25 protein-coding genes are annotated in these 24,946 nt (G+C 68.1%); 15 read left to right on the top strand and 10 right to left on the bottom strand.

What is annotated here, in order from left to right; genetic code table 11:
• The first annotated feature begins 103 nt into the window (after window positions 1-103).
• The 10 genes from hemE (at window position 104) to ACT009_RS11805 (ending at window position 9,833) form a co-directional block, all read left to right on the top strand.
• The gene (hemE, locus tag ACT009_RS11850) at window positions 104-1,153 is read left to right on the top strand and encodes a uroporphyrinogen decarboxylase (RefSeq protein ID WP_445191280.1); all 1,050 of its coding nucleotides are present in this window, start codon (window positions 104-106) and stop codon (window positions 1,151-1,153) included.
• On the top strand, window positions 1,150-1,611 hold the full coding sequence (locus tag ACT009_RS11845; RefSeq protein ID WP_445191279.1) for a CopD family protein: 462 nt from the start codon (window positions 1,150-1,152) through the stop codon (window positions 1,609-1,611). The genes hemE and ACT009_RS11845 overlap by 4 nt, the downstream gene beginning before the upstream one ends.
• A gap of 178 nt (window positions 1,612-1,789) precedes the next feature.
• A complete protein-coding gene (gene rho / locus ACT009_RS11840; RefSeq protein ID WP_445191278.1) occupies window positions 1,790-3,046 on the top strand; it encodes a transcription termination factor Rho in 1,257 nt (418 codons plus the stop codon).
• A 433-nt stretch (window positions 3,047-3,479) separates the two neighbouring features.
• The gene (locus ACT009_RS11835) at window positions 3,480-4,163 is read left to right on the top strand and encodes a TerC family protein (protein ID WP_445194079.1); all 684 of its coding nucleotides are present in this window, start codon (window positions 3,480-3,482) and stop codon (window positions 4,161-4,163) included.
• A 19-nt stretch (window positions 4,164-4,182) separates the two neighbouring features.
• Window positions 4,183-4,416 (top strand): DUF6489 family protein, encoded by a 234-nt coding sequence (locus tag ACT009_RS11830; RefSeq protein ID WP_445191277.1) that lies wholly within the window; start codon window positions 4,183-4,185, stop codon window positions 4,414-4,416.
• Complete coding sequence (gene mnmE, locus ACT009_RS11825) at window positions 4,416-5,693, top strand: tRNA uridine-5-carboxymethylaminomethyl(34) synthesis GTPase MnmE (RefSeq protein WP_445194078.1); 1,278 nt, start codon at window positions 4,416-4,418, stop codon at window positions 5,691-5,693. Before ACT009_RS11830 ends, mnmE begins: the two co-directional genes overlap by 1 nt.
• A 54-nt stretch (window positions 5,694-5,747) precedes the next feature.
• On the top strand, window positions 5,748-7,583 hold the full coding sequence (gene mnmG, locus ACT009_RS11820) for a tRNA uridine-5-carboxymethylaminomethyl(34) synthesis enzyme MnmG (protein WP_445191276.1): 1,836 nt from the start codon (window positions 5,748-5,750) through the stop codon (window positions 7,581-7,583).
• Window positions 7,580-8,167 (top strand): 16S rRNA (guanine(527)-N(7))-methyltransferase RsmG, encoded by a 588-nt coding sequence (rsmG, locus tag ACT009_RS11815; RefSeq protein WP_445191275.1) that lies wholly within the window; start codon window positions 7,580-7,582, stop codon window positions 8,165-8,167. The genes mnmG and rsmG overlap by 4 nt, the downstream gene beginning before the upstream one ends.
• The gene (locus ACT009_RS11810) at window positions 8,167-8,949 is read left to right on the top strand and encodes a ParA family protein (RefSeq protein ID WP_445191274.1); all 783 of its coding nucleotides are present in this window, start codon (window positions 8,167-8,169) and stop codon (window positions 8,947-8,949) included. The genes rsmG and ACT009_RS11810 overlap by 1 nt, the downstream gene beginning before the upstream one ends.
• On the top strand, window positions 8,946-9,833 hold the full coding sequence (locus ACT009_RS11805) for a ParB/RepB/Spo0J family partition protein (protein WP_445191273.1): 888 nt from the start codon (window positions 8,946-8,948) through the stop codon (window positions 9,831-9,833). The genes ACT009_RS11810 and ACT009_RS11805 overlap by 4 nt, the downstream gene beginning before the upstream one ends.
• Before the next feature lie 4 nt (window positions 9,834-9,837).
• Here the strand turns inward: ACT009_RS11805 and holA are convergent, their stop codons facing one another.
• Genes holA through ACT009_RS11785 form a run of 4 tightly spaced genes read right to left on the bottom strand, consistent with a single transcriptional unit; the run spans window position 9,838 to window position 14,405 of the window.
• Window positions 9,838-10,857, bottom strand: coding sequence for a DNA polymerase III subunit delta (gene holA / locus ACT009_RS11800; protein WP_445191272.1), 1,020 nt, complete (start codon window positions 10,855-10,857; stop codon window positions 9,838-9,840).
• Window positions 10,854-11,345 carry an LPS assembly lipoprotein LptE gene (gene lptE, locus ACT009_RS11795; RefSeq protein ID WP_445191271.1) on the bottom strand — a complete coding sequence of 164 codons (492 nt, stop codon included), beginning with the start codon at window positions 11,343-11,345 and terminating at the stop codon, window positions 10,854-10,856. Before lptE ends, holA begins: the two co-directional genes overlap by 4 nt.
• Complete coding sequence (gene leuS / locus ACT009_RS11790; RefSeq protein WP_445191270.1) at window positions 11,342-13,957, bottom strand: leucine--tRNA ligase; 2,616 nt, start codon at window positions 13,955-13,957, stop codon at window positions 11,342-11,344. The genes lptE and leuS overlap by 4 nt, the downstream gene beginning before the upstream one ends.
• 7 nt (window positions 13,958-13,964) lie before the next feature.
• Window positions 13,965-14,405 (bottom strand): DUF3576 domain-containing protein, encoded by a 441-nt coding sequence (locus tag ACT009_RS11785; protein ID WP_445191269.1) that lies wholly within the window; start codon window positions 14,403-14,405, stop codon window positions 13,965-13,967.
• A gap of 233 nt (window positions 14,406-14,638) precedes the next feature.
• Between ACT009_RS11785 and ACT009_RS11780 the strand changes: the two genes are divergently transcribed.
• On the top strand, window positions 14,639-15,361 hold the full coding sequence (locus tag ACT009_RS11780; protein WP_445191268.1) for a hypothetical protein: 723 nt from the start codon (window positions 14,639-14,641) through the stop codon (window positions 15,359-15,361).
• Here ACT009_RS11780 and ACT009_RS11775 read toward each other — a convergent pair whose 3' ends face one another.
• Window positions 15,362-15,865: a thiamine phosphate synthase gene (locus ACT009_RS11775; protein WP_445191267.1), complete on the bottom strand. Its 504-nt coding sequence runs from the start codon at window positions 15,863-15,865 to the stop codon at window positions 15,362-15,364.
• Window positions 15,866-15,886: 21 nt separating this feature from the next.
• Between ACT009_RS11775 and ACT009_RS11770 the strand changes: the two genes are divergently transcribed.
• Together ACT009_RS11770 and ACT009_RS11765 are read left to right on the top strand one after the other, a co-directional pair.
• The gene (locus ACT009_RS11770; protein ID WP_445191266.1) at window positions 15,887-16,543 is read left to right on the top strand and encodes a YggS family pyridoxal phosphate-dependent enzyme; all 657 of its coding nucleotides are present in this window, start codon (window positions 15,887-15,889) and stop codon (window positions 16,541-16,543) included.
• On the top strand, window positions 16,540-17,208 hold the full coding sequence (locus ACT009_RS11765) for an HAD family hydrolase (protein WP_445191265.1): 669 nt from the start codon (window positions 16,540-16,542) through the stop codon (window positions 17,206-17,208). Before ACT009_RS11770 ends, ACT009_RS11765 begins: the two co-directional genes overlap by 4 nt.
• A gap of 22 nt (window positions 17,209-17,230) precedes the next feature.
• Here the strand turns inward: ACT009_RS11765 and ACT009_RS11760 are convergent, their stop codons facing one another.
• From ACT009_RS11760 to ACT009_RS11740, 5 genes are all read right to left on the bottom strand, one after another.
• Window positions 17,231-17,737: a YdcF family protein gene (locus tag ACT009_RS11760; RefSeq protein ID WP_445191264.1), complete on the bottom strand. Its 507-nt coding sequence runs from the start codon at window positions 17,735-17,737 to the stop codon at window positions 17,231-17,233.
• Window positions 17,734-18,786, bottom strand: a complete 1,053-nt coding sequence (gene ribA / locus ACT009_RS11755; protein WP_445191263.1) for a GTP cyclohydrolase II — start codon at window positions 18,784-18,786, stop codon at window positions 17,734-17,736. The genes ACT009_RS11760 and ribA overlap by 4 nt, the downstream gene beginning before the upstream one ends.
• Entirely contained in the window at window positions 18,783-19,565 is a 783-nt protein-coding gene (locus ACT009_RS11750) for an exodeoxyribonuclease III (RefSeq protein ID WP_445191262.1), read from the bottom strand. Before ACT009_RS11750 ends, ribA begins: the two co-directional genes overlap by 4 nt.
• Window positions 19,566-19,888: 323 nt before the next feature.
• Complete coding sequence (locus tag ACT009_RS11745) at window positions 19,889-20,509, bottom strand: LolA family protein (RefSeq protein WP_445191261.1); 621 nt, start codon at window positions 20,507-20,509, stop codon at window positions 19,889-19,891.
• Window positions 20,510-20,659: 150 nt separating this feature from the next.
• Window positions 20,660-22,972, bottom strand: a complete 2,313-nt coding sequence (locus ACT009_RS11740; RefSeq protein ID WP_445191260.1) for a DNA translocase FtsK 4TM domain-containing protein — start codon at window positions 22,970-22,972, stop codon at window positions 20,660-20,662.
• 107 nt (window positions 22,973-23,079) lie between these two features.
• Here ACT009_RS11740 and ACT009_RS11735 point away from each other — a divergent pair, with 107 nt between their 5' ends.
• Together ACT009_RS11735 and ACT009_RS11730 are read left to right on the top strand one after the other, a co-directional pair.
• Window positions 23,080-24,294 carry a UbiH/UbiF/VisC/COQ6 family ubiquinone biosynthesis hydroxylase gene (locus ACT009_RS11735; RefSeq protein ID WP_445191259.1) on the top strand — a complete coding sequence of 405 codons (1,215 nt, stop codon included), beginning with the start codon at window positions 23,080-23,082 and terminating at the stop codon, window positions 24,292-24,294.
• A 2-nt stretch (window positions 24,295-24,296) separates the two neighbouring features.
• Window positions 24,297-24,803, top strand: a complete 507-nt coding sequence (locus tag ACT009_RS11730; protein WP_445194077.1) for an MAPEG family protein — start codon at window positions 24,297-24,299, stop codon at window positions 24,801-24,803.
• Window positions 24,804-24,946: the final 143 nt, after the last annotated feature.

Here is a 24,946-nt window from a genome sequence, read left to right as displayed (position 1 = left end):
CGCGGCTGCTTGCCGGTCAAGCTGTTGATGGTTACGGCAACGCCAGCCTTGTCCCGCGATCCACGTGCCTACCACTACATCAACTTCTTTTAACTCTTTCTTAATGGAAAGAAGGACGCTGACCGATCCAGTCTCCAAGCCGTTGCTCGCGACCCTGCGCGGCGAGCGCCAGTCGGTCGCACCCTTGTGGCTGATGCGCCAGGCAGGGCGGTATCTGCCCGAATATCGCGCGCTACGGGCGGACAAGGGCGGCTTCCTGGCGCTCGCGACCGATCCCGAGGCGGCGGCCGAGGTGACGCTGCAGCCGATCCGGCGCTTCGGGTTCGATGGCGCGATCCTGTTCTCCGACATCCTGATGGTGCCTTGGGCGCTGGGCCAGGACCTGTCGTTCGGGGTCGGCGAGGGGCCGCGGCTGGAACCCGCGCTGGTGGGTGCGACGCTGGACGGGTTGACGCGGGCGCCGGCGCGGTTGGAGCCGGTCTATGCGACGGTGGCGCGGGTCGCCGCTGCCTTGCCCCCCGCAACCACCTTCCTGGGCTTTGCGGGGTCGCCCTGGACGGTCGCGACCTACATGGTCGCGGGGCGCGGATCGAAGGACCAGGGCGAGACGCGGCGCTTCGCCTATAACGATCCGGTCGCGTTCGGCGCGATCGTCGATGCGATCGTGACGATGACGATCGACTATTTCGCGCGGCAGATCGACGCCGGAGTCGAGGCGGTGCAGCTGTTCGACAGCTGGGCGGGAAGCCTCAGCCCGGCGCAGTTCGAACGCTGGGTGATCGCGCCCAACGCCGCGATCGTCGCCGGCCTGCGCGCGCGCTGCCCCGGCGTGCCGATCATCGGCTTCCCCAAGGGCGCGGGCGGCAAACTGCCCGCCTATGCCGCGGGGACCGGGGTCGATGCGATCGGGCTGGACGAGACGATCGATCCCGACTGGGCCAACGCGGTGCTACCCGAGGGGCTGCCGGTGCAGGGCAATCTCGACCCGCTGGCGCTGATCGCGGGCGGCGAGGCCCTGGCGAGCGCGGTGGCGCGGATCGTCGCGGCGTTCCCGACCCGGCCGCACGTCTTCAATCTCGGCCACGGGATCCTGCCCGATACCCCGATCGCGCATGTCGAGCAGCTGATCGCGACGGTCAGGCGCAGCGCATGAGCGGGTTTCTCGGCGGCGCCTATGACTGGGTGAAGGCGGCGCATCTGATCGTCGTGATCTTCTGGATGGCGGGGCTGTTCATGCTGCCGCGCTACCTTGTCTATCATCAGGAGGCGCTGGCGGCCGGGCGTGCCGACGAGGCGGCATCGTGGGTGGTACGCGAGGGCAAGCTGCGCCGGATCATCCTGACGCCGGCGATGATCGCGGTATGGGTGCTGGGATTGATGCTGGCGGTCAATCTGGGGCTGCTGGAGGGGGCGCCGGGGCTGGGCTGGCTGCATGCCAAGCTGGCGCTGGTGCTGCTGCTGTCGGGCTATCACGGCTGGGCGGTGGGATATGCGCGCAAGCTGGCGGCGAACCGGCCGACGCTTGCCGGGCGGACGCTGCGGATGCTCAACGAAGTGCCCGCCTTCGCGACGATTGCGATCGTGATCCTGGTGATCGTCAAGCCGTTCTGACCGCATCCCGACGATGTGCCGGCCGACGCGATCGGCTTGACTAAATCGGCGGCGTTACTTACCCCTTTGCCTGCATCCGAGCGACGTCCTGTCGTATCGTGCCTCTCTCCATCTTGCCACCGCTGCTCCTGCCGCCGGTCGAGCACTCCCCCCGAACTACACGCATCCGGATTTTTCCATGCATCTCAAAGATTTGAAGAAGAAGACGCCCGCCGAACTGGTGAGCATGGCCGAAGAACTCGGGGTCGAGGGCGCGTCGACGCTGCGCAAGCAGGACCTGTTGTTCGCGATCCTGAAGGTTCAGGCCGAGAATGGCGACCAGATCTTCGGGGTCGGCACGATCGAGGTGCTGCAGGACGGTTTCGGCTTCCTGCGCAGCCCGGAGGCGAATTATCTCGCCGGGCCCGACGACATCTACATCTCGCCCAATCAGGTGCGTAAGTTCGGGCTCAGGACCGGCGACACCGTCGAGGGCGAGATCCGCGGGCCCAAGGACGGCGAGCGTTATTTCGCGCTGGTGCGGCTGGTCACGGTCAATTTCGACGACCCCGATGCGGTGCGCCATCGCGTCAATTTCGACAATCTGACGCCGCTCTACCCCGAAGAGAAGCTGACGCTCGATCCGCAGGATCCGACGATCAAGGACAAGTCGGCGCGGGTGATCGACATCGTCTCGCCGCAGGGCAAGGGACAGCGCGCGCTGATCGTCGCGCCGCCCCGCGTCGGCAAAACCGTGCTGCTGCAGAACATCGCGCGTGCGATCACCGACAACCATCCCGAGGTGTTCCTGATCGTGCTGCTGATCGACGAGCGGCCAGAGGAAGTCACCGACATGCAGCGCAGCGTGAAGGGCGAGGTGGTGTCGTCGACCTTCGACGAACCCGCACAGCGCCACGTCCAGGTCGCCGAGATGGTGATCGAAAAGGCCAAGCGGCTCGTCGAGCACAAGAAGGACGTGGTGATCCTGCTCGATTCGATCACCCGCCTCGGCCGTGCGTACAACACCGTCGTCCCGTCGTCGGGCAAGGTGCTGACTGGCGGCGTCGACGCCAACGCGTTGCAGCGCCCGAAGCGGTTCTTCGGCGCGGCACGCAACATTGAGGAAGGCGGATCGCTGTCGATCATCGCCACCGCGCTGATCGATACCGGCAGCCGGATGGACGAGGTGATCTTCGAGGAGTTCAAGGGCACCGGCAATTCGGAGATCGTGCTCGACCGCAAGGTGGCGGACAAGCGGATCTTCCCGGCGCTCGACGTCGGCAAATCTGGCACCCGCAAGGAAGAGCTGCTGGTCGACAAGGCCAAGCTGTCGAAGATGTGGGTGCTGCGCCGGATCCTCATGCAGATGGGGACGATCGATGCGATGGAGTTCCTGCTCGACAAGATGAAGGATTCGAAGACCAACGAGGATTTCTTCGACAGCATGAATCAATAGCCGAGTGCGGCCCGCCGCATGCTGCGGCGGGACTCGCACCGGCTCGACCGGCGGAGCTTGGCCCCGGCCAACGAGCGCAGGGTTTGCCTGTGCCTCTTGCGTGACGGAGCGTTCCGCGCATCATGATCGCCTGGTTGAAGCTCCATCGCTGGCGTGCCCATCTGGTGGCACGTGTCCCCGCGAAGGCGGGGACCCAGTACTGGGCTCCCGCCTTCGCGGGAGCACATTGACGATGCCGCTAGAGCATCGCTACTCGCCGCGAAGCACCCGGACCCTATCTCCTGCTCGTCCATTGGACCGACATCGCCGCGCATCGTGATGGCTTTCGTCGGTCCGACCGGTATGAAGCGTGGCGTATTCTGTTGCACGGCTTTTACGATCCGATGCCGGCCGTGACCTATTTCGAGGAGTCGATCCTGTGACGATCATTGCGATGCTGGCGGAGGCCGCGGCCGCCGGGCCGGGATCCCCCGCCGAGATCTGGCAGCACATCGTCAACGATTTCGAGAATATCGGCTCGGCGGCGACGCTGGCGGCATTCGTGCAGGTGCTGATGATCGACATCGTGCTGGCGGGCGACAACGCGATCGTCGTCGGAGCGCTCGCTGCAGGGCTGCCGGCCGACCAGCGCAAGAAGGTGATCCTGATCGGGATCATCGCGGCGCTGGTGCTGCGGATCGTGTTCGCGCTGGCGGTCAGCTGGCTGATGGGGCTGATCGGGTTGATCTTCGCGGGCGGCTTGCTGCTGCTGTGGGTGGCGTGGAAGATGTGGCGCGAGCTGCGGCACAATGACGGCGCGGGTGGCGACGTCGACAGCCTGCGGCCAGCGAAGAGCTTCGTCGGTGCGGCGTGGGCGGTGGCGCTCGCCGACGTGTCGATGAGCCTCGACAACGTGCTCGCGGTGGCGGGCGCGGCGCGCGATCATCCGGGCATCCTGATCATCGGGCTGCTGCTGTCGGTGGCGTTGATGGGCCTCGCGGCGAACGTGATCGCCAAATATATCGAGCGCTATCGCTGGATCGCCTATGTCGGGCTGCTGATCATCGTCTACGTCGCGGGCAAGATGATCTATGAAGGGCTGACCAGCCCGACGGTCGGGGTGCTGACGCTGTTCTGACGAACCGGGGGCGAGTGACATGAAGGTGAACGTCGAGGTCGAATGCACGCCGGAGGAAGCGCGACGCGCGGTCGGGCTGCCCGATCTGTCGCCGATCCACGAGCGCTACGTCGCCATGGTGCTCGAATCGATGAGCGGGACGGTGAAGCCGGAACTTCTTGATTCGATGATGAAAAGTTGGGCGCCGATGGGCGAGGCGGGGATGACCTTCTGGCGGCGGATGTTCGACGGATCGATGAAGACCGGAGACTGATCGTCGATACGATCTTCGCGGTATCGAGTGGGCGCCCGCCGGCCGCTATCGCGGTGATCCGGGTGAGCGGGCCGGGGGCGTTGGCGGCGGCGTCGACGATGATGGCGCGGGTTCCGACGCCGCGTCAGCCGGCGCTGCGCGTGCTGCGCGACGGCGACGGGGCGGTGCTCGATCGCGCGCTGGTGCTGGTGTTTCCCGGGCCGGCGTCGGCGACAGGCGAGGATCTGGTCGAGCTGCATTGTCATGGCGGGCGTGCAGTTGTCGATGCCGTGGAGCGAACGCTTGCGACGATTCGGGGGCTTCGGCGTGCGGCGCCGGGCGAGTTCACGCGACGGGCGCTGATCAACGGACGGATCGACTTGGCGGAGGCCGAGGGGCTTGCCGATCTGCTGGCGGCCGAGACCGAGCGGCAGCGGATCGCAGCGCTGTCGGGCGCGGAAGGGCGCGTGAGCGCGCAGGTGCGCGGGTGGCTCGATCGTCTCGGGGAGATCGCGGCTGAGGTCGAGGCGGTGCTGGATTTCTCGGATGAGGACGACGTCGTGCAGACCGGCGGGGACCTTGGCGAGGCGCGACAGCAGGCGACTGCGCTGGCCGGGGAAATGCTCCGGTTGCTGGATCAGCCACCGGTCGAACGATTGCGCGACGGTATTCGACTGGTGATCGGGGGTCCGCCGAACAGCGGGAAGTCGACCCTGATCAATCTGTTGGCGGAGCGCGAGGTTGCGATCGTCTCGGCGATCAGCGGAACGACACGCGATCGGATCGAGGCGCCGGTGATGCAGGGCGGATTGCCGTTCGTGCTGACCGATACGGCGGGGCTGACCGAGAGCGACGATGCGATCGAGGCGATCGGGGTGTCGCGAGCGGAACAGTCGATCGCGGCGGCGGATCTTCTGGTCTGGTTAGGTGACGAAGCGCCCGGGCGAAATGCCATCTGGGCCCACTCGCGCGCCGATCTGCCGGAGCGGGCCATAGCGCCTGCAGGATGCGACGTGGCCTTGTCGGCGCATCGGCCCAAATCGATCGAGGCGTTGTGGCGGATCATTATCGAGCGGGCCGAGGCATTGGTGCCGGCGGCGGATGCGTTGGCATTGTCGCGGCATCAGCGCGCGCAGTGTCTTGCGGCAGCCGGGGCGCTGGGTGATCCGTCCAACGATGGGTTGATCTTCGCCGAACAGCTGCGGCTATCGAGACAAGCGCTTGCCACCATCCTTGGGGTCGATGCTGGCGAGCACCTGCTCGACACGCTGTTCGCGCGCTTCTGCGTCGGCAAGTAATGTTCCACGTGGAACAGTTTTGACGTTGTCGCTAAGCACAAGTAGCGACACGGCATGTTCGATGTCCTGGTCATTGGCGCTGGTCACGCCGGCATAGAAGCCGCCGCTGCGGCGGCACGCTGTGGTGCGGCGACGGTGTTGGTCACATACGACCGGAACAGCATCGGTGCGATGTCGTGCAATCCGGCGATCGGTGGATTGGGCAAGGGGCACATCGTGCGCGAGGTCGACGCCTTCGACGGCGTGATGGCGTGCGCGGCGGATGCGGCAGCAATCCATCATCGTATGCTCAACCGCAGCAAGGGCGCGGCGGTCCAAGGTGCGCGGGTGCAGGCTGACCGTCGGCGTTATGCGACGGCGGTGTCCGCGCTGATCGAGACCCAGCCGAACCTGACTATAGTGCTGGGGGAGGTGGAGCGCCTGTCGATCAGGGGTGACCAGGTCAGCGGCGTCATACTTGCGGATGGATCGGCGATCGCGGCACGGACGGTGGTGATCGCCACGGGCACGTTCCTCGGCGCCAAGCTGTTCCGCGGCGATGATCGGCTGGAGGGCGGGCGGATCGGCGAGCGCGCTGCGAAGCCGCTGGCGGGGCAATTGCGCGCGCTCGGACTGCCGATCGGGCGCTTGAAGACCGGAACACCGCCTCGGCTCGACGGCAGGACGATCGATTGGGGACGGCTCGCGGAACAGAAGAGTGACGTCGAGCCATGGACGATGTCGCCGATGACATCAGGTCGACAGCTGCCGCAGATCGCGTGTGGCGTCACGCGGACGACGGAGGCGACCCACGATGTCATCCGCCGGTCGCTCGATCGGTCGCCGCTATTCTCGGGTGCGATCGAAGCGAGTGGGCCGCGTTATTGCCCATCGATCGAGGACAAGATCCATCGTTTCGGCGACCGGGACGGGCATCAGGTTTTCCTGGAACCCGAGGGACTGGACGATCCAGTTGTCTATCCGAACGGCCTATCCACCTCGCTGCCGATCGGTGCGCAGCAAGCGATGATTGGGTCGATCGACGGCCTCGAGCGGGCGGTGATCACGATGCCCGGCTATGCGGTCGAATATGATCATGTCGATCCGCGGGCGCTGGATACCAGGCTCGCGTTGCGGGCGATCGAAGGCGTTTTCTGTGCGGGGCAGATCAACGGAACGACCGGCTATGAGGAAGCCGCCGGGCAGGGGCTCGTCGCCGGGATCAACGCCGCCGCGCAGGCGCTGGGGAAGGCGCCGCTGATCCTCGATCGGGCGTCGAGCTATATCGGGGTGATGATCGACGACCTCGTACTCCAGGGTGTCACCGAACCATATCGGATGTTGACCGCACGGGCAGAATTCCGGCTATCGTTGCGCGCCGACAATGCCGAGACCCGATTGGGCGCTGTTGCTGCATCGGTGGGCTGTCTGGGGGCGGCGCGGCTGGCGCACCAACAAGCGCGCTATAAGTCGCGCGCGGAAATGCTCGCGGCGCTTCAAGTCGAGACCACGGCAACGGCGATGCGGATGCGCGGCGCGACGGTGGCGCAGGATGGCAGTCGGCGCAGTGCGTTCGACTGGTTGAGGATCGAGGGTGTGACGCTCGATCACGTCCTGACGAGCGATCATCGTGGCTGGGACGACGACATAGAGGCGGAGGTTCTCGAGGACGCGCGCTATGCTCCTTATCTGACGCGACAGCGGGAGGAAATTGCGCGTCTGCGCAACGATGAGGCACGATTGCTGCCGTGTGACCTGCAGTTTGGGACGATCGCAGGATTGTCGAACGAGATGGTGGATCGCCTCGACGCCGCTCGTCCGCTGACATTGGCGGCCGCATCGCGGATCCGCGGGATTACACCGGCGGCGCTTACTGCGATCCATCTCTACGTGGCGCGCTTGGCAGCATGACCGAAGATGACGCACGGGCGTGGATGGCCGATCGGTACGACAAGGAGGTCACCGATCGGGTGGCGTCGTTTGTCGATATGGTCATGGCGGAAAACGCCGTTCAGAACCTGGTGTCACCTTCGTCGATCGCGTCGATCTGGGTGCGGCACGTTGTCGACTCGGCGCAACTAATCGACTTTGCTCCGGCGTCTGCGAGGAGCTGGACCGATGTCGGTACGGGCGGCGGCTTCCCTGGAATGATCGTTGCGCTTTGCTGGTCCGGGGCGGTCACGATGGTCGAGCCCAGAAAGCTGCGCGCTGCGTTCCTCCAGCATTGCGTCGACCGGTTGGGCATCGACAATGCCGCCATCATCGCCGGAAAGATCGAGGCGGTGCGGTCACCAACCGACGTGATCACCGCGCGTGCGGTTGCGTCGGTGGAAAAGCTTTTGCATGCAGCTGGGGGATGCGCCACACCGAACACACGTTGGATTCTTCCTCGCGGGCGCTCGCCGGTCGATGAAGTGGGTGGGCGATTGTTCCACGTGGAACAAAGCATCACCGATCCGGCATCATCGATCGTGACGTTCGACGGGGTGGGCTGATGACGTGCATCGCGGTGGCAAATCAGAAGGGCGGCGTCGGCAAGACGACCAGCGCGATCAACCTTGCGACGGCGCTCGCCGCAACCGGCTCGTGCGTATTGCTGATCGATCTCGACCCGCAGGGTAACGCGTCGACGGGGCTGGGGGTCGGTCAGTCTCAGCGGCAGCGGTCCTCCTATCATGTATTGATGGGCGAGGCGGGTCTGGCGGAAACAGTCGTTCCCACGCGCGTGCCAAGACTGGATCTGCTGCCGTCCACTGTCGATCTTTCCGGGGCCGAGATCGAGCTCGTCGAGTTCGAAGCGCGAACGCATCGGCTCGACCGCGCGATCAGCCAATCGAGCAAGTCGTGGGACATCATCCTGATCGATTGCCCGCCGTCGCTCGGGTTGCTGACGATCAACGCGATGGTCGCGGCGGATGCGCTGTTCGTCCCGCTCCAGTGCGAATTTTTTGCGCTGGAGGGCCTGTCGCAGCTGCTCACCACGGTCGAGCGGATTCGCGAGCGGTTCAATCCGGGGCTGTCGATCATCGGGGTGGCGTTGACGATGTACGATCGCCGCAACCGGCTGTCGGAACTGGTATCGACGGACGTGCGCGCGGTGCTGGGGCAGGTGGTGTTCGAGACCGTGATCCCGCGCAACGTCCGCCTGTCGGAGGCGCCGAGCCACGGGCTGCCGGCGTTGATTTACGATCATCGCTGTTCGGGATCGGAAGCCTATATCGCGCTTGCCCGCGAACTCATCGCTCGGCTGCCTAAGGTCGCAAGGGCTGCGGCATGAGCGACAAGCGGGGCCGTCCAGGGCTAGGGCGCGGACTAAGCGCGCTGCTTGGTGAGATCGCGAGCGAGGCACCGACCAAGGCGGACGGGACCGCCCCGACGGGGATCAGGATGCTGCCGGTCAGTGCGCTGTCGCCGCATCCCGATCAGCCACGTCGGCATTTCGACGAAGCGCTGCTCGACGAACTCGCGGCGTCGATCGCGTCGCGGGGATTGATCCAGCCGATCGTCGTGCGGCCGCATGGCCATGATTATCAGATCGTCGCGGGCGAGCGGCGCTGGCGTGCCGCGCAGCGGGCGCGGCTGCACGAGGTGCCGGTCGTCGTCCGTGAGTTCGACGACGCCGAAACGCTCGAGATCGCGCTGATCGAGAACATCCAGCGGCAGGATCTCAATGCGATCGAAGAAGCGCAAGCGTATCAACGACTTGCGGGCGACTACGGGCATACTCAGGATGCGCTTGCCAAGATCGTCCACAAGTCGCGGAGCCATGTCGCCAACCTGTTGCGATTGCTAGAACTTCCGGCCGAGGTGCAGGGCCGGGTAACCGACGGATCGCTGTCGATGGGGCATGCCCGCGCGCTGCTCGGCGCGCGCGATATCGAGGCGCTGGCGGAGCAGGTGATCGCCAAGGGACTGTCGGTTCGCGAGACCGAGCGGCTGGCGAAGGGCGCGAAGCCGCAGCGGGCGCCGCGGTCGTCGCGCGCCGGCGAACCATCGGGCAATGCCGATATTGCGGCGCTGGAGCGGCAATTGTCCGACCTGCTCGGGCTCAACGTGCGGATCAGCCATGCCGAATCGGGGGGGACGCTGACGCTGTCCTATTCGACGCTCGACCAGCTCGACATGGTTTGCCAGCGGCTGACCGGGGACGAGGCGATTTAGCGGGTCAGCCGCGGCGTTCGACGCCGCGAGCGATCTCCGCCACTGCGCGATCGGCGAGAACCGTGCCGGCGTTGGCGGGGGCCATGATGTCGCGCTGGGCCTGACGCACGCGATCGAGCGCGCGCGCGAGCATCGGCGCGGACCAGCGCCGCAGCGCGCGGGTAGTGGCGGCTTCTTCGCGGAAGAACACGCGGTGGCGCTTCAAAACCGCGTCGACCGCGCCGCCGGCATCGATGTCGGCGCGCATCTCGGCGAGCGCGAGCAGGCGGCGGCCAATGGCGCGGAGCCAGGGGATCGGCGAGGTGCCGGCCTCGGCTGCACGATCGAGCTCCTGGCCGAGCACCGCGCTGTGGCCGTCGATCAGTGCCTCCACCAGCCGGGTCTGTTCGGCCTCGCCGAGATCGGCGCCGACCGCATCGATCGCGGCGTCGTCGAGATCGGCGGGGCGATCGGGCGCGGCGTCGAGGAACAACGCCAGCTTCTCGATCTCGCGGAGCATGATCGCGCGGTCGTTCCCCGCTGCGGCGGCGATACGGCGGGCGGCGTCGCTGGTCGCGCGCAGCCCGTGTTCACGCGCAAGGCCGGCGGCGATGCGCTCCGCATCCGCGCTACTGGGTTCGTAGCAAGCAAAGGCGAGCGCGGCGCGCGACTCGATCGCGAGCTTGACGATCTTGCCGGTCGCCTTGGCAGTGGGGGCGATCGCGACCACCGGGTTGCCGGCGCGATCGGCGGCGAGCAGCGTGGCGATCGCCTCGGCACTTTCCTCGCCGATGCCGGACACGCGGATGTAGCGCGCGCCGCCGAACAGCGACAGCGACGCGGCCTCGTCGGCGAGGCGGGCGGGGTCGTTCTTCAGCATCGAGCCGTCGAGATCGACGCGCTCGGCCTCCGGCCCCATCGCGGTGCCTAGCAGTCCGGCGAGCTCGGCGGCGGTTGAGGCGTCGGGACCATGGAGCAGATAGAGGCGATAGTCGGACGAGGCGCGTTCGAGCGCGGCGCGGATGTCGCGGGCGTTGGCCTTCACTTGGCCGCGGCGCGACGCTGCGCGAACAGCGCCAGTCTCGCGACGATCTTGTCCGCGACATTGTCCGCGAGCCGTTCGAGTGCGGTGTTCTCGGCGGCGATGGTGCCGTATTCGGATTGGACGACGTCGATGCCGGCGTCCGATCCCGCGGTGGCGTCGACCAGCACCGATCCGCTGGCGAGATCGACCAGCTGGTAACGTGCGCGCAGCGTCCGGCGCTCGCGCGTGACGCTGTCGTCGCGGCGGACACCGAGTCCGGCGATGCGATCGTCGAGGCGGATGTCGAGCCGGTAGGCGGGAGTGCTGCCGCTGGCGAGCCGATCCCGCAGCGCGTTGGTCATCAGGAAGCCCGAGCGACCCTGGATCGGCGCGATCTCGACCTGCTGGAGCGCGGACGCCACCGCGCCCGACCCGCCGCCGCTATAAAGCGGATGCAAGCCGCACGCGGAGAGCGGCGCCAGCGCGGCGAGCAGGAGAAGGCGCCTCATGCGACCAGATTGACCAGGCGATCGGGCACCACGATCACCATGCGCGGCGGCTTGCCGTCGAGGATGCGGACGACCTTGTCCGAGGCGAGCGCGGCGGCCTCGACCGCCTCGCGCGACATGCCCTTGGCCAGCACCAGCTTGTCGCGGAGCTTGCCGTTGACCTGGATCGCGTAGGTGACCTCGTCGGCGACCAGCAGCTTGGGATCGACCGCGGGCCAGGGCGCATCGGCGATCAGGCTGGTGTTGCCGCGCGCAGCCCAAGCCTCTTCGGCGACGTGCGGGACCATGGGCGACACCAGCAGGATCAAATCGCGGATCGCGGCGTCGCGCGATCTGGACGGGGCGGCGCGCTCGATCGCGGTGACGAGTTCGTAGATCTTGGCGACCGCCTTGTTGAAGGCGAGCGCTTCGATGTCGGTGCCGATGCCTGCGATCGTCTGGTGAAGCTTGCGGTCGAGCGCCTGGTCTATGCCCTCGTTGCTGCCGGCGGTGCCCTCGATCAGGCGCCAGAGCCGCTGGACGAAGCGCCAGGCGCCCTCGATCCCCGATTCGCTCCACGGCAGGTCGCGCTCGGGCGGGGAATCGGAGAGCATGAACCAGCGGGTCGCGTCGGCGCCGTATTGGTCGACGATCGGTTCGGGATCGACGGTGTTCTTCTTCGACTTCGACATCTTCTCGACGCGGCCGACCGTCACCGGCTGGCCGGTCGCGGTCTCGATGCCGTCGCGGACATCGTCGGGGCCGATCCAGCGGCCGTCGGCGGACTTGTAGGTCTCGTGCGTGACCATGCCCTGGGTGAAGAGCCCGGTGAACGGCTCGGCGACGTCCAACTGGCCGATATGCTTCAGCGCACGGGTCCAGAACCGCGCATAGAGCAGGTGGAGGATCGCATGCTCGACCCCGCCGATATACTGGCCGACCGGCAGCCAGCTCTCGGCGATGCGGCGATCGAACGGGCGGTCCTTGGGCTGGCTGGCGAAGCGGATGAAATACCAGGACGAATCGGCGAAGGTGTCGAGCGTGTCGGTCTCGCGCCGGGCATCCTTGCCGCAGGACGGGCAGGCGACATGCTTCCACGTCGGGTGGCGATCGAGCGGGTTGCCGGGGACGTCGAAGCTGACGTCTTCGGGCAGGACGATCGGCAGCTGGTCCTTCGCCACCGGCACTGCGCCGCATGCGTCGCAGTGGATGATCGGGATCGGCGTGCCCCAATAGCGCTGGCGACTGACGCCCCAGTCGCGCAGGCGATAGACGGTCGATCCGGTGCCCCAGCCTTCGCCCTCGGCCCGATCGACGACGACCCGCTTGGCTGCGTCGATGTCGAGCCCGTCGAGGAAGCGCGAGTTGACCAGAGTTCCCGCGCCGGTGAACGCCTCGTCGCCCTCGAACAGCGGATCGGCGAGATCGCCGTCGGCGACGACGCGGCGCACCGGCAGTGCGTATTTGCGCGCGAAATCGAGGTCGCGCTGATCGTGCGCGGGGACCCCGAACACCGCGCCGGTGCCGTATTCCATCAGCACGAAATTGGCGATGTAGACGGGGAGTTCGATCGCCGCATCGAACGGATGGCGCGCGACGATGCCGGTATCGAAGCCGAGCTTCTCCCCGGTCTCGATCTCCGCCGCGGTCGTGCCGCCGCGCTTGCACAGCGCGATGAAGTCGGCTGCGTCCGAGTTGGCTGCGGCGAGGGATTGCGCGATCGGGTGGTCGGCGGCGACCGCGACGAAGCTAGCGCCGAAGATCGTGTCCGGGCGGGTGGTGAAGACCTCGACATGATCCTCCCCAGCATGGGGAGGGGGACCATCCGTAGGATGGTGGAGGGGGCTTTCGGCAGGCGGTGACGCTGGTGGCGCGCCCCCTCCACCATTGGCTTCGCCAACCGTCCCCCTCCCCGTTCCGGGGAGGAGTTCAAAGCGGAACTTCAGGCCCTGGCTCTTGCCGATCCAGTTTTCCTGCATCAGCTTGACCTTGTCGGGCCACCCGTCGAGCGCGCCGAGGCCGGCGAGGAGTTCGTCGGCGAAGTCGGTGATCTTCAGGAACCACTGACTGAGCTTGCGCTTCTCGACCAGCGCGCCCGATCGCCAGCCGCGGCCGTCGATCACCTGTTCGTTGGCGAGCACGGTCATGTCGACCGGGTCCCAATTGACCGCCGATTCCTTGCGATAGACCAGCCCCGCGGCGAACAGATCGAGGAACAGCGCCTGTTCGTGGCCGTAGTAATCGGGCTCGCAGGTGGCGAGTTCGCGGCTCCAGTCGAGCGCGAAGCCGAGCCGCTTCAACTGCGCCTTCATCGTCGCGATGTTGGCGCGGGTCCAGGTGCCGGGGTGGACGCCCTTTTCCATCGCGGCGTTCTCGGCAGGCATGCCGAACGCGTCCCAGCCCATCGGGTGGAGCACCTCGTCGCCGCGCATCCGCCGATAGCGCGCGAGCACGTCGCCCATCGTATAGTTGCGGACATGGCCCATGTGGATGCGCCCCGACGGATAGGGGAACATCTCCAGCACGTAGCTGTGCGGCTTGCCGCTGTCGTCCTTGGTTTCGAAGGTGCGGGAATCGTCCCACACCTTTTGCCAGGCGGCATCCGCCTTGAGCGCATTGAAGCGCGATGCCATCGGGGTCTTATCCGGCGATGGAGGCGCGGCGGAGATCGCGGGCCTTGGTGAGGATGATGTCCTCGAGCTTCTGGGTGGTCGCGGCCTGGACCGGCGCGGCGACCCACTGACCGCCACGGTTCATCTCGCGGATCGCGACGACGCGCAATGCATCGGCGCGCAGATCCTGGTCGAGGATCGAGACCGTCACCTTCATCCGATCGGTCGGCACCTGCGGATTGACGTACCAGTCGGTGACGATGACGCCGCCGTTCGAATCGGTCTGGACCAGCGGCATGAAGCTCAGCGTGTCGAGGCTGGCGCGCCAGAGATACGCGTTCACGCCGATCGTGGTGACCTTCGACGCCGCGAGATCGGCGCTGGCCGCGCCCTTGCGTCCGCCACCGCAGGCGGCGAGCGGCAGGGCGATGGCGGCGACCAGGAGAGCGGTACGCAAACGGCGGATCATGAGGTCATATCCCGGCAGGAAAAAGGCTATGATCCAGCCTCTACAGGGGCGCCGCACCCCCCGCAAGCAGCGCATCGAGCCGCCCGTGGAGGCATTTGATGTGGTTGGTTGCGCATCGATCTGTGTGCGTATTGCAACAGTCGGACAAAAACCGCGGATCGGCCGACGAGTCCGGGTTTGCCAGCGTCGGAATCATGTTAGTCGCGTTGTCCAGAGTCGGAAGGACTGTGTGTGTGATTGCACGGCGTGCCATTGCTGCGATCGTTGCCGGGGTGCTTGCCACCGCCGGGGCGATGGTTGCGCCCGCCTTCGGTGCGACCGAGCAGACCCGGTCGGTGCGTGCCGCGCCGTCGACGCCGTCGCGCATCTCCGGTTCCTTCACCCCCGCAGCGGCCGATCCGCGGCTCGCCGCGGCGTTCGCGCGCAGTGGGCTCGACGTCGGCGGTTTCCGCTTCACCCCGGCCGAATCGCGCAGCGACAAGCGCGCGGTGACCGTCGCGGTTCGCGCCCGATCGACCGGCAGCGGCCCGAGCTCGTTTGCGGCCAGCCGGATTGCGTCGGGCAATGCCGCGACCGTCGGCATGGCGCCGATCGCGTATAATCTCGGCGTGTCGGTCGGCTGGAAGCGGTTCGCGGTCTCGGGCAACGTGGCCAAGGTCGATCTCGCCGCGCAGCCCGGCAGCCGCGAAGCCGCCGATCTGGCAGTCAGCTATCGCACCGGCCGGATCAGCAGCAGCCTGCAGGCGGCGGCGGAACGGCCACTGGCGAGCGCGACCAACCTGGTCGGCGAGGTGCCGAGCTATTCGGTCGACATGAGCAGCTCCTATTCGCTGACCCGCAACCTCGATGTCACCGCCGGGCTGCGGTATCGCTCGGAGCGCGAGCGGCTGGCGCAGCTGAAGGACGATCGCCGCGACAGCCAAGCGGTCTATGTGGGCACCGCCTTCCGCTTCTGATCAGCGGGTGAGCGCGTCGATCGCCGCCCAGCCGTAGAAGCCGTGTTGGCGGATCGTCCGCCAGTTCCGCTCCGTCATCCCGCCAAGCGCGATCCTGGCCCTTACCCGCTCGCGCCCGATCGCGGCCGCGCGGCGGATGCCCAGCGGCGTTGCGCCGGGATGGGTCCGGGTGGCGTGGATCGGGGACACGAACAGGATCTCGGCACCCGCCCGGCGCATCGTCGCGGCCTCGCGCGCGTCGTGGGCGGGGGCGGTGAACGGCCGCTTTCCGCCATGACCGCGGCTGCCGGCAAGCGCGTCGATCGAAACCAGCGTCAGCCGCCGCGCCACCGCGATCCGGCGGATCCGACGGAACAGCGCGAGCCGCTCGGCGCGGGGCGTGGCGAGGTGGCGGAACACGATCCCCGATCCGGGCGGCAGGCGGCGGATCGTCGGCAGCAGCCGGTCGCCGATCCGCTCGTCGGTCATCAGCCAGCGCCGCGGGAAAGGGTATCGATCGCGCACCGGGCCGCTATAGCGACGCGGATGACCGCCGACAGCCATTTGCACGAGATCGAGGCGCGGATCGCCCGCGCCGCCGCCACCGCCCGCCGTAGCGACACGGCGACGCTGGTCGCGGTGTCGAAGACCCAGCCTGCCGAGGCGATCGAGCCGCTGCTCGCCGCCGGCCACCGCGTGTTCGGCGAGAACCGCGTTGCGGAGGCGGCGGCGAAATGGCCGGCGCTGCGCGAGCGCTACGACGGCGTCGCGCTGCACCTGATCGGGCAGCTGCAATCGAACAAGGCGGAGGAAGCGGTGGCGTTGTTCGACGCGATCCATGTGGTCGACCGGCCGTCACTGGTGGCCGCGCTCGGCAAGGCGATGGCACGCAGCGGGCGGCGGCCTGACTGTTTCGTACAGGTCAATATCGGCGCGGAGGAGCAGAAGGGCGGATGCGCGATCGCCGATCTGCCCGCGCTGGTCGATCAGGCGCGCGCGGCGGGTCTGCCGGTGGTCGGGCTGATGTGCCTGCCGCCCGCCGACGTCGAGCCCGCGCCGTATTTCGCGCTGCTCGCCAAGCTGGCGCGCGAGGTCGGCGTCGAAGGGCTGAGCATGGGCATGTCGAACGATTACGAGACCGCGGTGACGATCGGCGCGACCCATGTCCGCATCGGCAGCGCGCTGTTCGGGGCACGCGCATGAAGCCCGACGCGCTGCTCTTCGACTTCGACGGGGTGCTGATCGAGAGCGAATATGCAGGCAATCGCCAGCTCGCCGAATGGCTGACCGCGGCGGGGCACCCGACCACGCCCGAAGCGGCGATGGAACAGTTCATGGGCTATGCCGGCGCGGACTTCCTCGCGCGGGTCGAGGCGTATATCGGCCACGCGATCCCTCCCGACTTCCACGCCGCGCGCGAGGCGGAGGATGCGCGGGTGATGGCCGAGGGCATCGACGCGGTGGCGGGCGCGGTGGCGTTCGTCCGGGCACTGCCCGCCGACCTGCCGCGCGCGGTGGTGTCGTCGAGTTCGACCCGGTGGATCCGGCGGCATCTCGATCATATCGGGCTGGCCGACGCGTTCGGCGACCATGTCTATAGCGGGCGCGAGCATGTCGCGCGGGGCAAGCCGGCGCCCGATCTCTATCTATATGGCGCGGCGCGGCTCGGCGTGCCGATCGACCGCTGCGCGATCATCGAGGACTCGCCGGTCGGAGCGACCGGCGCGGTGGCGAGCGGGGGCCATGTGATCGGCTTCTGCGCGGGGGCGCATTGCGGCGTCGGGCACGCGGACCGGTTGCGCGAGATCGGCGTCGCGGCGGTCGCGGGGGACTTCGCGGAGGTGGCGCGGGTGCTGGAGATGGCGTGACGGAGCTACCGACGCGTCGGCCTTATCGTCGCAGCCTGAACGCAAGGCCGGCCACCACGTCGTAGGGCAAGGCCGCCACTTCGCGTGCCCACATGCGCGTCTGGTAGCGGGTACTGCCGTCGTGCATGAAGCGGATCGGGCGGCATTTCACCCCGAACATCGCGAACAGCATCAATACGCGCGGCTGGTGGTAGGAATCGGTGCAGCTCAAGCACGACGCGTAGCCCCGCGCCCGAGCGAAGGCGGCGGCGGCGGCGACGCTCTGCAGCGTGTCCTCGCTCGCTTCGTCGAGGTGGATGCGCATGGCGGCGATGGTCGGGGCGAGCGCGCGCGCCATCACCGATGCCTCGGACGGGCCTTCGCGGCCGATGCCGCCCGAGCAGAAGATGTCGGTGTCGACGTCGCGCTCGGCGGTGGTGGCGGCATAGCCGATCCGGCGGGCGAGCGTCGGGCTCGGGCGGCCGTCCCCGCACACCGCCGCCCCGAACAACACGATCAGCCGGCGACCGGCACCGGGCGCCTCGGTCAAAGCTGGTGCCCCGTGCGATCGCGCTTGGTGGCGAGGTAGCGTTCGTTGTGCGGGTTGGGGGGCAGGCGGTGCGGCACCCGCTCGACCACCGCGATCCCGGCGCGCTCCAGCCCGGCGACCTTGGCAGGATTGTTGGTGAGCAGGCGGACGCGGTCCTGCGCGAGCAGCGTCAGCATCGTCGCCGCTACGCCGAAATCGCGTGAATCGACCGCGAAGCCGAGCCGGGTATTGGCGTCGACGGTGTCGAAGCCCTGGTCCTGGAGCGCGTAGGCGCGCAGCTTGTTGACCAGTCCAATCCCGCGACCCTCCTGGCGAAGATAGAGCAGGATGCCCCAGCCGCTGGCGGCGATCGCGGCGATCGCGGCGTGGAGCTGCGGCCCGCAATCGCATTTGAGGCTGCCGAGCACGTCGCCGGTCAGGCATTCGCTGTGCAGCCGGACGAGCGGCGGGCGCCCGTCGGGCTGGCCGATCAGCAGCGCTACGTGGTCGTCGGCGGCATCGGGCGAGCGGAAGGCGACGATCTCCGCATCCTCGGCGCCGTCGACCGGCAGCCGCGCGCGGGTGGCGAGGGTCAGCCGGCTGGCGTCCTGATGCGCGTCGATGTCCGCTACCGTCAGCGCAACCTCGGGATCGCGCCCGCCGACGAAGAAGGCGGGGAGCAGCCCGGCGATCCGCGCCAGCCGTAGCGCCGCCGCGGCGGCGACCGGATCGGCGATACCGACGGTGCGGAACGGGCCCTTCATCGGGGTGGCGAGATCGAGCTGCGGGTCGGCCAGCGCGGTCGCGGCGGCGACGTCGATCCACGGTGCGCGATCGACCAGCACCGGGGAGTCGGGATCGGCGGCGGCGAGTTGGTTGGTGAGGTTGAGCGTCGCCGCGCGGCCAGCGGAGATCAGCACCCCCGCCGTTTCGGCCGGATCGAACAGCGCGAGCCGCGCTGCGTCGGCGGTCTCGACCGAGAGCAGCATCATGCCGTCGATCGCGATCGGCCAGCCGCGGCGCAGCGCATCGATCGCGCGCGCCGCCGCCCGCGGGTGGGGTTCGGTCAAAAGTCGAACTCGGTCATGATCGGGACGTGATCGGACGGCTTCAGCCAGCTGCGGCAGGGTTCGAACACCTGGTGGCTGGTGGCGCGCGCGGCGACGTCGCGGCTCGCCCACATGTGATCGAGCCGGCGCCCGCGATCGGACGCCTCCCAGTCCTTGGCGCGGTAGCTCCACCAGGTGAACAGCCGCGCAGGCGCGGGATGGAAGTGGCGGCCGAGATCGACCCAGTCGTTGGACGCCTGCAACCGATCCAGCGCGGCGACCTCCACCGGCGTGTGGCTGACGACGTCGAGCAACTGCTTGTGGCTCCACACGTCCGATTCGAGCGGTGCGATGTTGAAGTCGCCGGTGAGGATCGTCGGAACGTCGAGCGCTTCGGACCAGCGCGTCATCCGCTCGATGAAATCGAGCTTCTGGCCGAACTTCGGGTTCACCGCGCGATCGGGCACGTCGCCGCCTGCGGGCACGTAGACATTCTCCAGCCGCACGCCGCCGGGCAGCCTGACGCCGACATGGCGCGCCTCCTGGTTGGCCTGCCAGTCGAAGCGGTCATCGGCCTCGATCGGCACCCGGCTGAGGATCGCGACGCCGTGATGCATGCGCTGGCCGTGGATGACGATGTGCCGGTAACCGAGTGCGCGGAACGGCGCGTGCGGGAAATCGCCGTCGATCACCTTGGTCTCCTGCAGGCACAGGATATCGGGCTCTACCTCGCGGAGGAACTGCTCGACGATACCGATGCGGAAGCGCACCGAATTGATGTTCCAGGAGACGATTTTCACGAGGCGCTGGTTAGACCGGGAGGCTGGGGGGGACAAGCTTTGGGGGGTGTCTGCAGGGGGACGCCGCGGTGAAGCCGTGTTGTCGGACGGAGCTGAGCTTCGCCGGCCGTGCTTGCAGGGCGAAGGGCTTCGCCTTCTACCCGCTACGCAGAAAGGCCCCCGCTCCGGGGGCATGGAGCGAGGGCCGACCTAGCGTTCGTCACGCAGGCGGGAAGCGAGGTAACCATCCGGGCAACAGGGGGAAAATCCCGGACGCCCCGCATCCGCCAGAACCCCCTAGCGTCGCCAACCTGTCGCGCGGATGAATGGAACGTCGCTTGCGGTCAGTTTCGCGTGCCGCCGCGACGAGGATCGTTCCATTTGAAGGTGTTGTCGCTCACCGGCACCCCGAATTTCTGGTTTGCCAGGCGGATCGTGGTGCGATTGTTCTGGCTGTCGAGTGCGACCCAGCCTTGCAGCATCAACCCGCCCGGCGCCGTGGCGGCGCGCGCGAAGACCAAGGTGATGCGGCCGGCTTCGGGATGCTTGGAGTCGTTCGCCTCGACCGACACGATGCGGTCGTCGCCGCCGCCGACGAGCCGCGCATAGCGGGTGATGTCGCGAGACGGATCGAACAGCACGCCGAGCGGCGTGTTCTTGATCGGCCAGCGCTGCACCTGGCGGACCGAATAATCGATGAAGGTCAGCGCGCCGCCCTCCGCGACGACCAGGATCGGAACGCCCTTCTCGTACTGGAACCGCAGCTTGCCCGGTTTCTTCAACGTCAGCACGCCGGTCAGCACCTTGCCGTTGCGATCGGTCTGGCTGAAATCGGCGGTCATCGTCACGACCGACTGGAGGTGGCGCTGGACCGCGGCGAGATCGCCGGTCGCCTGAGCCTGCACCGGCGTCGGTGCCGCAACGACGAAAGGAGCGGCGGCAAGGGCGATGGCGTATCTGATCATGGGCGTCCTGATGGTGACAGTGCGTTGAATGCGGCGTTAACGGGGGTCGTCGTCCTCGCCCTCACCCGGCGCCGCGTTCGGCGTCTTTTCCTTCCCCAGTGGGTGAGGGAGGGAGCGCCGGAGGCGCGAAAGGGTGAGGGTGAGCCGCTCTCAGATCGCGTGACCCTCTGTATCGCGCAGCACCTCGCGGCGGCCGACATGATCGGGGCGACCGACGATGCCGTCCTTCTCCATCCGTTCGATCAACCGCGCGGCGGAGTTGTAGCCGATCCGCAGCTGGCGCTGGAGCCATGACGTCGACGCCTTCTGGCTCTCGCACACCAGCTGGATCGCGGCGCGATATTGCTGGTCCTCCGCCGAATCCTCACCGGTCGGCGCGCCGTCGAGCACGAAGCCATCCTCGGGCTCCTCGGTGACCGAGGTGATATAGTCGGGCCGGCCCTGGCTGCGCCAATGGTCGGCGACCGCGCGGACCTCGTCGTCGCTGACGAACGGTCCGTGGACGCGGACGATGCCCTTGCCGCCGGGCATGTAGAGCATGTCGCCGCGGCCGAGCAGCTGTTCGGCACCCTGTTCGCCGAGGATCGTGCGCGAATCGATCTTGCTGGTGACGTGGAAGCTGATCCGGGTAGGCAGGTTGGCCTTGATCACGCCGGTGATGACGTCGACCGAGGGACGCTGGGTCGCCATGATCAGGTGGATGCCCGCCGCGCGGGCCTTCTGCGCGAGCCGCTGGATGAGGAATTCGACCTCCTTGCCCGCGGTCATCATCAGGTCGGCGAGCTCGTCGACGATCACCACGATCTGCGGCAGCGGCTCGTAGTCGAGCTTCTCCTCCTCGTAGACCGGCTGGCCGGTTTCGCCGTCATAGCCGGTCTGCACCCGGCGGCCGAGCTGCTGCCCCTTGGCCTTGGCGGCGCGGACCTTCTCGTTGAAGCTAGCGAGGCTGCGGACACCGACCGACGACATCTGCCGGTAGCGGTCCTCCATCTGCTCCACCGCCCATTTGAGCGCGCGTACCGCCTTGGCGGGATCGGTGACGACCGGCGAGAGCAGGTGCGGGATGTCGTCGTACATGCTCAGTTCGAGCATCTTCGGATCGATCATGATCATCCGGCACTGGTCGGGGGTGAGCCGGTACAGGAGCGACAGGATCATGCAGTTGAGCCCGACCGACTTGCCCGATCCGGTGGTGCCGGCGACGAGCAGATGCGGCATCGGCGCGAGATCCGCGATCACCGGATCGCCCGCGATGTTCTTGCCGAGGATGATCGGCAGCTGCGCGGACTGGTCCTCGAAGCTCTGCGAGCCGACGAGTTCGTGTAGCGCCACCGTCTCGCGCTTGGCGTTGGGCAGTTCGATACCGATCACGGTACGCCCGGGGATCGTCGCGACGCGCGCCGAGATCGCGGACATGTTGCGCGCGATGTCGTCGGCGAGCGCGATCACCCGGCTCGCCTTGATCCCCGCGGCGGGTTCGAGCTCGTACATCGTCACCACCGGGCCGGGGCGGACCTCGATGATCGACCCCTTCACGTGGAAGTCGTCGAGCACGTTTTCGAGCAGGCGGGCGTTGCGTTCCAGCGCGGCCTTGTCGATCGCGCCCTTGGGCGTCGGCGGCGGCGGCGCGAGCAGGTCGATCGGCGGCAGCTTGTAGGTCTGGCCGAGATCGAGCTGCGCCTGCTTCGGCCGCGGCTTGGCGGCGGACGGTGCGAGCGAGCGGTCCGCGATCACCGGCGCGGGGCGCGGATCGGGCGCGGCGACCGCGCGCGGGGTCACCGCCTTGCGATCGAGCGTCAGCGGTTCGTCATCGATCTCCTCGGCATCGTCATCCGCCAAGGCGGCGGCATAGGCGATCCGCGGCACGCGGCGACGGCGCCACTGGCGATCGCCGAGTTCGATCTCCAGGCTTTTCGCCCAGATCACGATTCCAGCGACCATCGCGACCAGCCCGATCGCGCGCATTCCCCAGATCGTCACCGCCGGATCGTCCGCGAACGCCAGCGCCCAGGCAGCGACGTGCGACAGCGACAGGCCGATCAGCCCGCCCCACCCTGCGGGCAGTGCGAGCACCGAGGTCGACGACACGAACGACAGCGCGGTCGCCATCAGCGCGACCCCAATCGCGGCGTTGCGGAGCATCCGCAGCCAGCGCCCGGCGGGCTGCGCACGCCACAGCCGCAGCGCGACGATCGGCGCGACCGGCAGCAGCAGCGCGACCGCGGGGCCGAACAGCGTCAACGCGATATCCGCGAACCAGGCGCCGGGCAGGCCGACCAGATTCTGCGCGGTCGCGCCCGATGCGGTGTTGAGCGACGGATCGCTCGGCTGGTAGCTCGCCAGCGCCAGCGCCATCAGCAGGGTCGCGACGAACAACGCGATCGCGGCGAACAAGGCGCTGCTGCGGACCGCCCCGGCCTTCACAGTTTCACGCAACAAGCCTGGCTGCGCACGCGTCGCCATCGCTTCGACCCCCAATGTACGAAATGCGCGCAATTCATCGGCCGCAGGCGCTGCGACGTCAAGCCAGCGGCGTTGGCACGATCGGTTTGCGCGGATAGAGAGTCCTTATGGACACAGACGTCATCATCCTCGGCGGCGGCCTGGTCGGCGCGACGCAGGCCCTGGCGCTCGCTGCGCACGGGCTTACCTCGATCGTGGTCGATCCCGCCGATCCCGCGGTCACGCTGGCGCCGGGCTTCGACGGCCGCGCCTCCGCGGTGGCGAGCGCGAGCGGGCGGATGCTCGATGCGATCGGGGTGGGGGAGCGGCTGGCGGGGCGCGGCTGCCCGATCCGCCAGATCCGGGTCAGCGACGGGCTGGAACCGGGGGCGCTCGATTTCGTCCCCGATGCCGACGACGGCGCGCTGGGGGTCATGTACGAGAACAAGCTGCTCCGCCGCGCGCTGTTCGATGCGGCGAGTGCGGCGCCTTCAGTCGATCTGCGAATGCAGACGAGCGCAACCGAAACGGTGCGCGATGCGGCCGGGGTGACCGCGACGCTGAGCGATGGGGCGGTGATCCGCGCGCCGCTGCTGATCGCGGCGGAGGGGCGCAATTCGCCGACGCGGGTCGCTGCCGGGATCACCGTCGCGCAGTGGCGCTACGATCATGCCGCGATCATCGGCGCGTTCCACCACGAGCGCGATCACGAGGGGATCGCGTTCGAGATCTTCTATCCCGCCGGGCCGTTCGCGCTGCTGCCGCTGCCCGACGACGAGATCGGGCACCGGTCCGCGATCGTGTGGACGGTGACCGCGAAGGACGCCGGCGGGATGCTCAAGCTCGGCGATCGCGGCTTCCTGGCGGAGGCGGAGAAGCGGATGGGCGGGTTCCTGGGCACGCTGTCGGCGGCATCGCCGCGCGCGAGCTATCCGCTCGGCTTCCACCACGCCGCGCGGATCACCGCGGAACGGCTGGCGCTGGTCGGCGATGCGGGACACGGCATCCACCCGATCGCGGGGCAGGGGCTCAACCTCGGCTTTCGCGACGTCGCGACGCTGGCGGAGGTGCTGGTCGACGGCAAAAGGCTCGGGCTCGACCTTGGCGATGCTGCGCTGCTGGCACGCTATCAGCGCTGGCGCGGGCTCGACACCTTCATGGTCGCCGCCGCGACCGACGGTCTGGCGCGGCTGTTCGGCATCCCCGGCAAGGCGGCGAGCGCGGTGCGGCGGTTCGGAATCAGCGCGGTGAACGCGGTGCCGCCGCTGAAGGATCGCTTCATGGCCGAGGCGCGGGGCGAAAGCGGCGATCTGCCCAAGCTGCTGCAGGGACTGACGGTGTGAGCATGATGACGCCCGAGCGGCGCGGGGTCGCGCTGGGCATGGCGGCCGGGCTGGCGGCGGCGATCCCGGCACTGGCGATCGGGCTCAATGCCGACGTGATCGGCGGGCCGACCGAGACGCTCGGCGCGGCGGCCTCGATCCTGGGGCTGTGGGTGGCGGCGACGATCGGCAACGTCGCGCGGCTGCGGTTCTTCGACGACCGCGCGATCGGCGGGGCGGCGGCCGGCGAGGACCCGCCGGCGATCCGCATCGCGCGCGCGGTGGCGCAGAACACGCTCGAGCAGGCGGTGATCGCCGCCTTCGCCTATGCGGCGCTGACCTACGTCGCGGACAGCGCCGGCGCGATTGCGCTGCTGGTCGGCTGCTTTTCGGTCGGGCGGGTGCTGTTCTGGGCGGGATATGCTGGCGGCGCCGCGGCGCGCGCGTTCGGCTTCGCGCTCACCTTCTATCCGAGCGTGCTGGCGTTGCTGGTCGTGTTCGTGCGGCTGGTGAGCGCGCGGGTGGGATGAGCTAACAGCGGCGGGAGCGGCGAGCGTTCCATGTCGCGTCCCCGCGGAGGCGGGGACCCGGTACTGGGCTCCCGCCTTCGCGGGAGCACGATCTGGGCACGCGCTAATCCAGCCAGTTCAGGAAGGGGGCGCGCGGAAGGGCC

Source organism: Sphingomonas sp. Tas61C01, from assembly GCF_052567495.1.
The sequence above is the reverse complement of the archived record's forward strand: the minus strand, read 5'-3'. Positions and strand labels throughout refer to the sequence as shown.

Excerpts from the sequence above, each read along its gene's own strand:
- ACT009_RS11730 (WP_445194077.1), top strand. The coding sequence starts at position 24,297 with ATGATGACGCCCGAGCGGCGCGGGGTCGCGCTGGGCATGGCGGCCGGG.
- ACT009_RS11785 (WP_445191269.1), bottom strand. The coding sequence starts at position 14,405 with ATGATCCGCCGTTTGCGTACCGCTCTCCTGGTCGCCGCCATCGCCCTG.
- ACT009_RS11805 (WP_445191273.1), top strand. The coding sequence starts at position 8,946 with ATGAGCGACAAGCGGGGCCGTCCAGGGCTAGGGCGCGGACTAAGCGCG.
- ACT009_RS11745 (WP_445191261.1), bottom strand. The coding sequence starts at position 20,509 with ATGATCAGATACGCCATCGCCCTTGCCGCCGCTCCTTTCGTCGTTGCG.
- ACT009_RS11740 (WP_445191260.1), bottom strand. The coding sequence starts at position 22,972 with ATGGCGACGCGTGCGCAGCCAGGCTTGTTGCGTGAAACTGTGAAGGCC.
- ACT009_RS11765 (WP_445191265.1), top strand. The coding sequence starts at position 16,540 with ATGAAGCCCGACGCGCTGCTCTTCGACTTCGACGGGGTGCTGATCGAG.
- mnmG (WP_445191276.1), top strand. The coding sequence starts at position 5,748 with ATGTTCGATGTCCTGGTCATTGGCGCTGGTCACGCCGGCATAGAAGCC.
- rsmG (WP_445191275.1), top strand. The coding sequence starts at position 7,580 with ATGACCGAAGATGACGCACGGGCGTGGATGGCCGATCGGTACGACAAG.
- ACT009_RS11845 (WP_445191279.1), top strand. The coding sequence starts at position 1,150 with ATGAGCGGGTTTCTCGGCGGCGCCTATGACTGGGTGAAGGCGGCGCAT.
- hemE (WP_445191280.1), top strand. The coding sequence starts at position 104 with ATGGAAAGAAGGACGCTGACCGATCCAGTCTCCAAGCCGTTGCTCGCG.
- rho (WP_445191278.1), top strand. The coding sequence starts at position 1,790 with ATGCATCTCAAAGATTTGAAGAAGAAGACGCCCGCCGAACTGGTGAGC.
- lptE (WP_445191271.1), bottom strand. The coding sequence starts at position 11,345 with ATGAGGCGCCTTCTCCTGCTCGCCGCGCTGGCGCCGCTCTCCGCGTGC.
- ACT009_RS11810 (WP_445191274.1), top strand. The coding sequence starts at position 8,167 with ATGACGTGCATCGCGGTGGCAAATCAGAAGGGCGGCGTCGGCAAGACG.
- ACT009_RS11835 (WP_445194079.1), top strand. The coding sequence starts at position 3,480 with ATGCTGGCGGAGGCCGCGGCCGCCGGGCCGGGATCCCCCGCCGAGATC.
- ACT009_RS11830 (WP_445191277.1), top strand. The coding sequence starts at position 4,183 with ATGAAGGTGAACGTCGAGGTCGAATGCACGCCGGAGGAAGCGCGACGC.
- leuS (WP_445191270.1), bottom strand. The coding sequence starts at position 13,957 with ATGGCATCGCGCTTCAATGCGCTCAAGGCGGATGCCGCCTGGCAAAAG.
- ACT009_RS11735 (WP_445191259.1), top strand. The coding sequence starts at position 23,080 with ATGGACACAGACGTCATCATCCTCGGCGGCGGCCTGGTCGGCGCGACG.
- ACT009_RS11770 (WP_445191266.1), top strand. The coding sequence starts at position 15,887 with ATGACCGCCGACAGCCATTTGCACGAGATCGAGGCGCGGATCGCCCGC.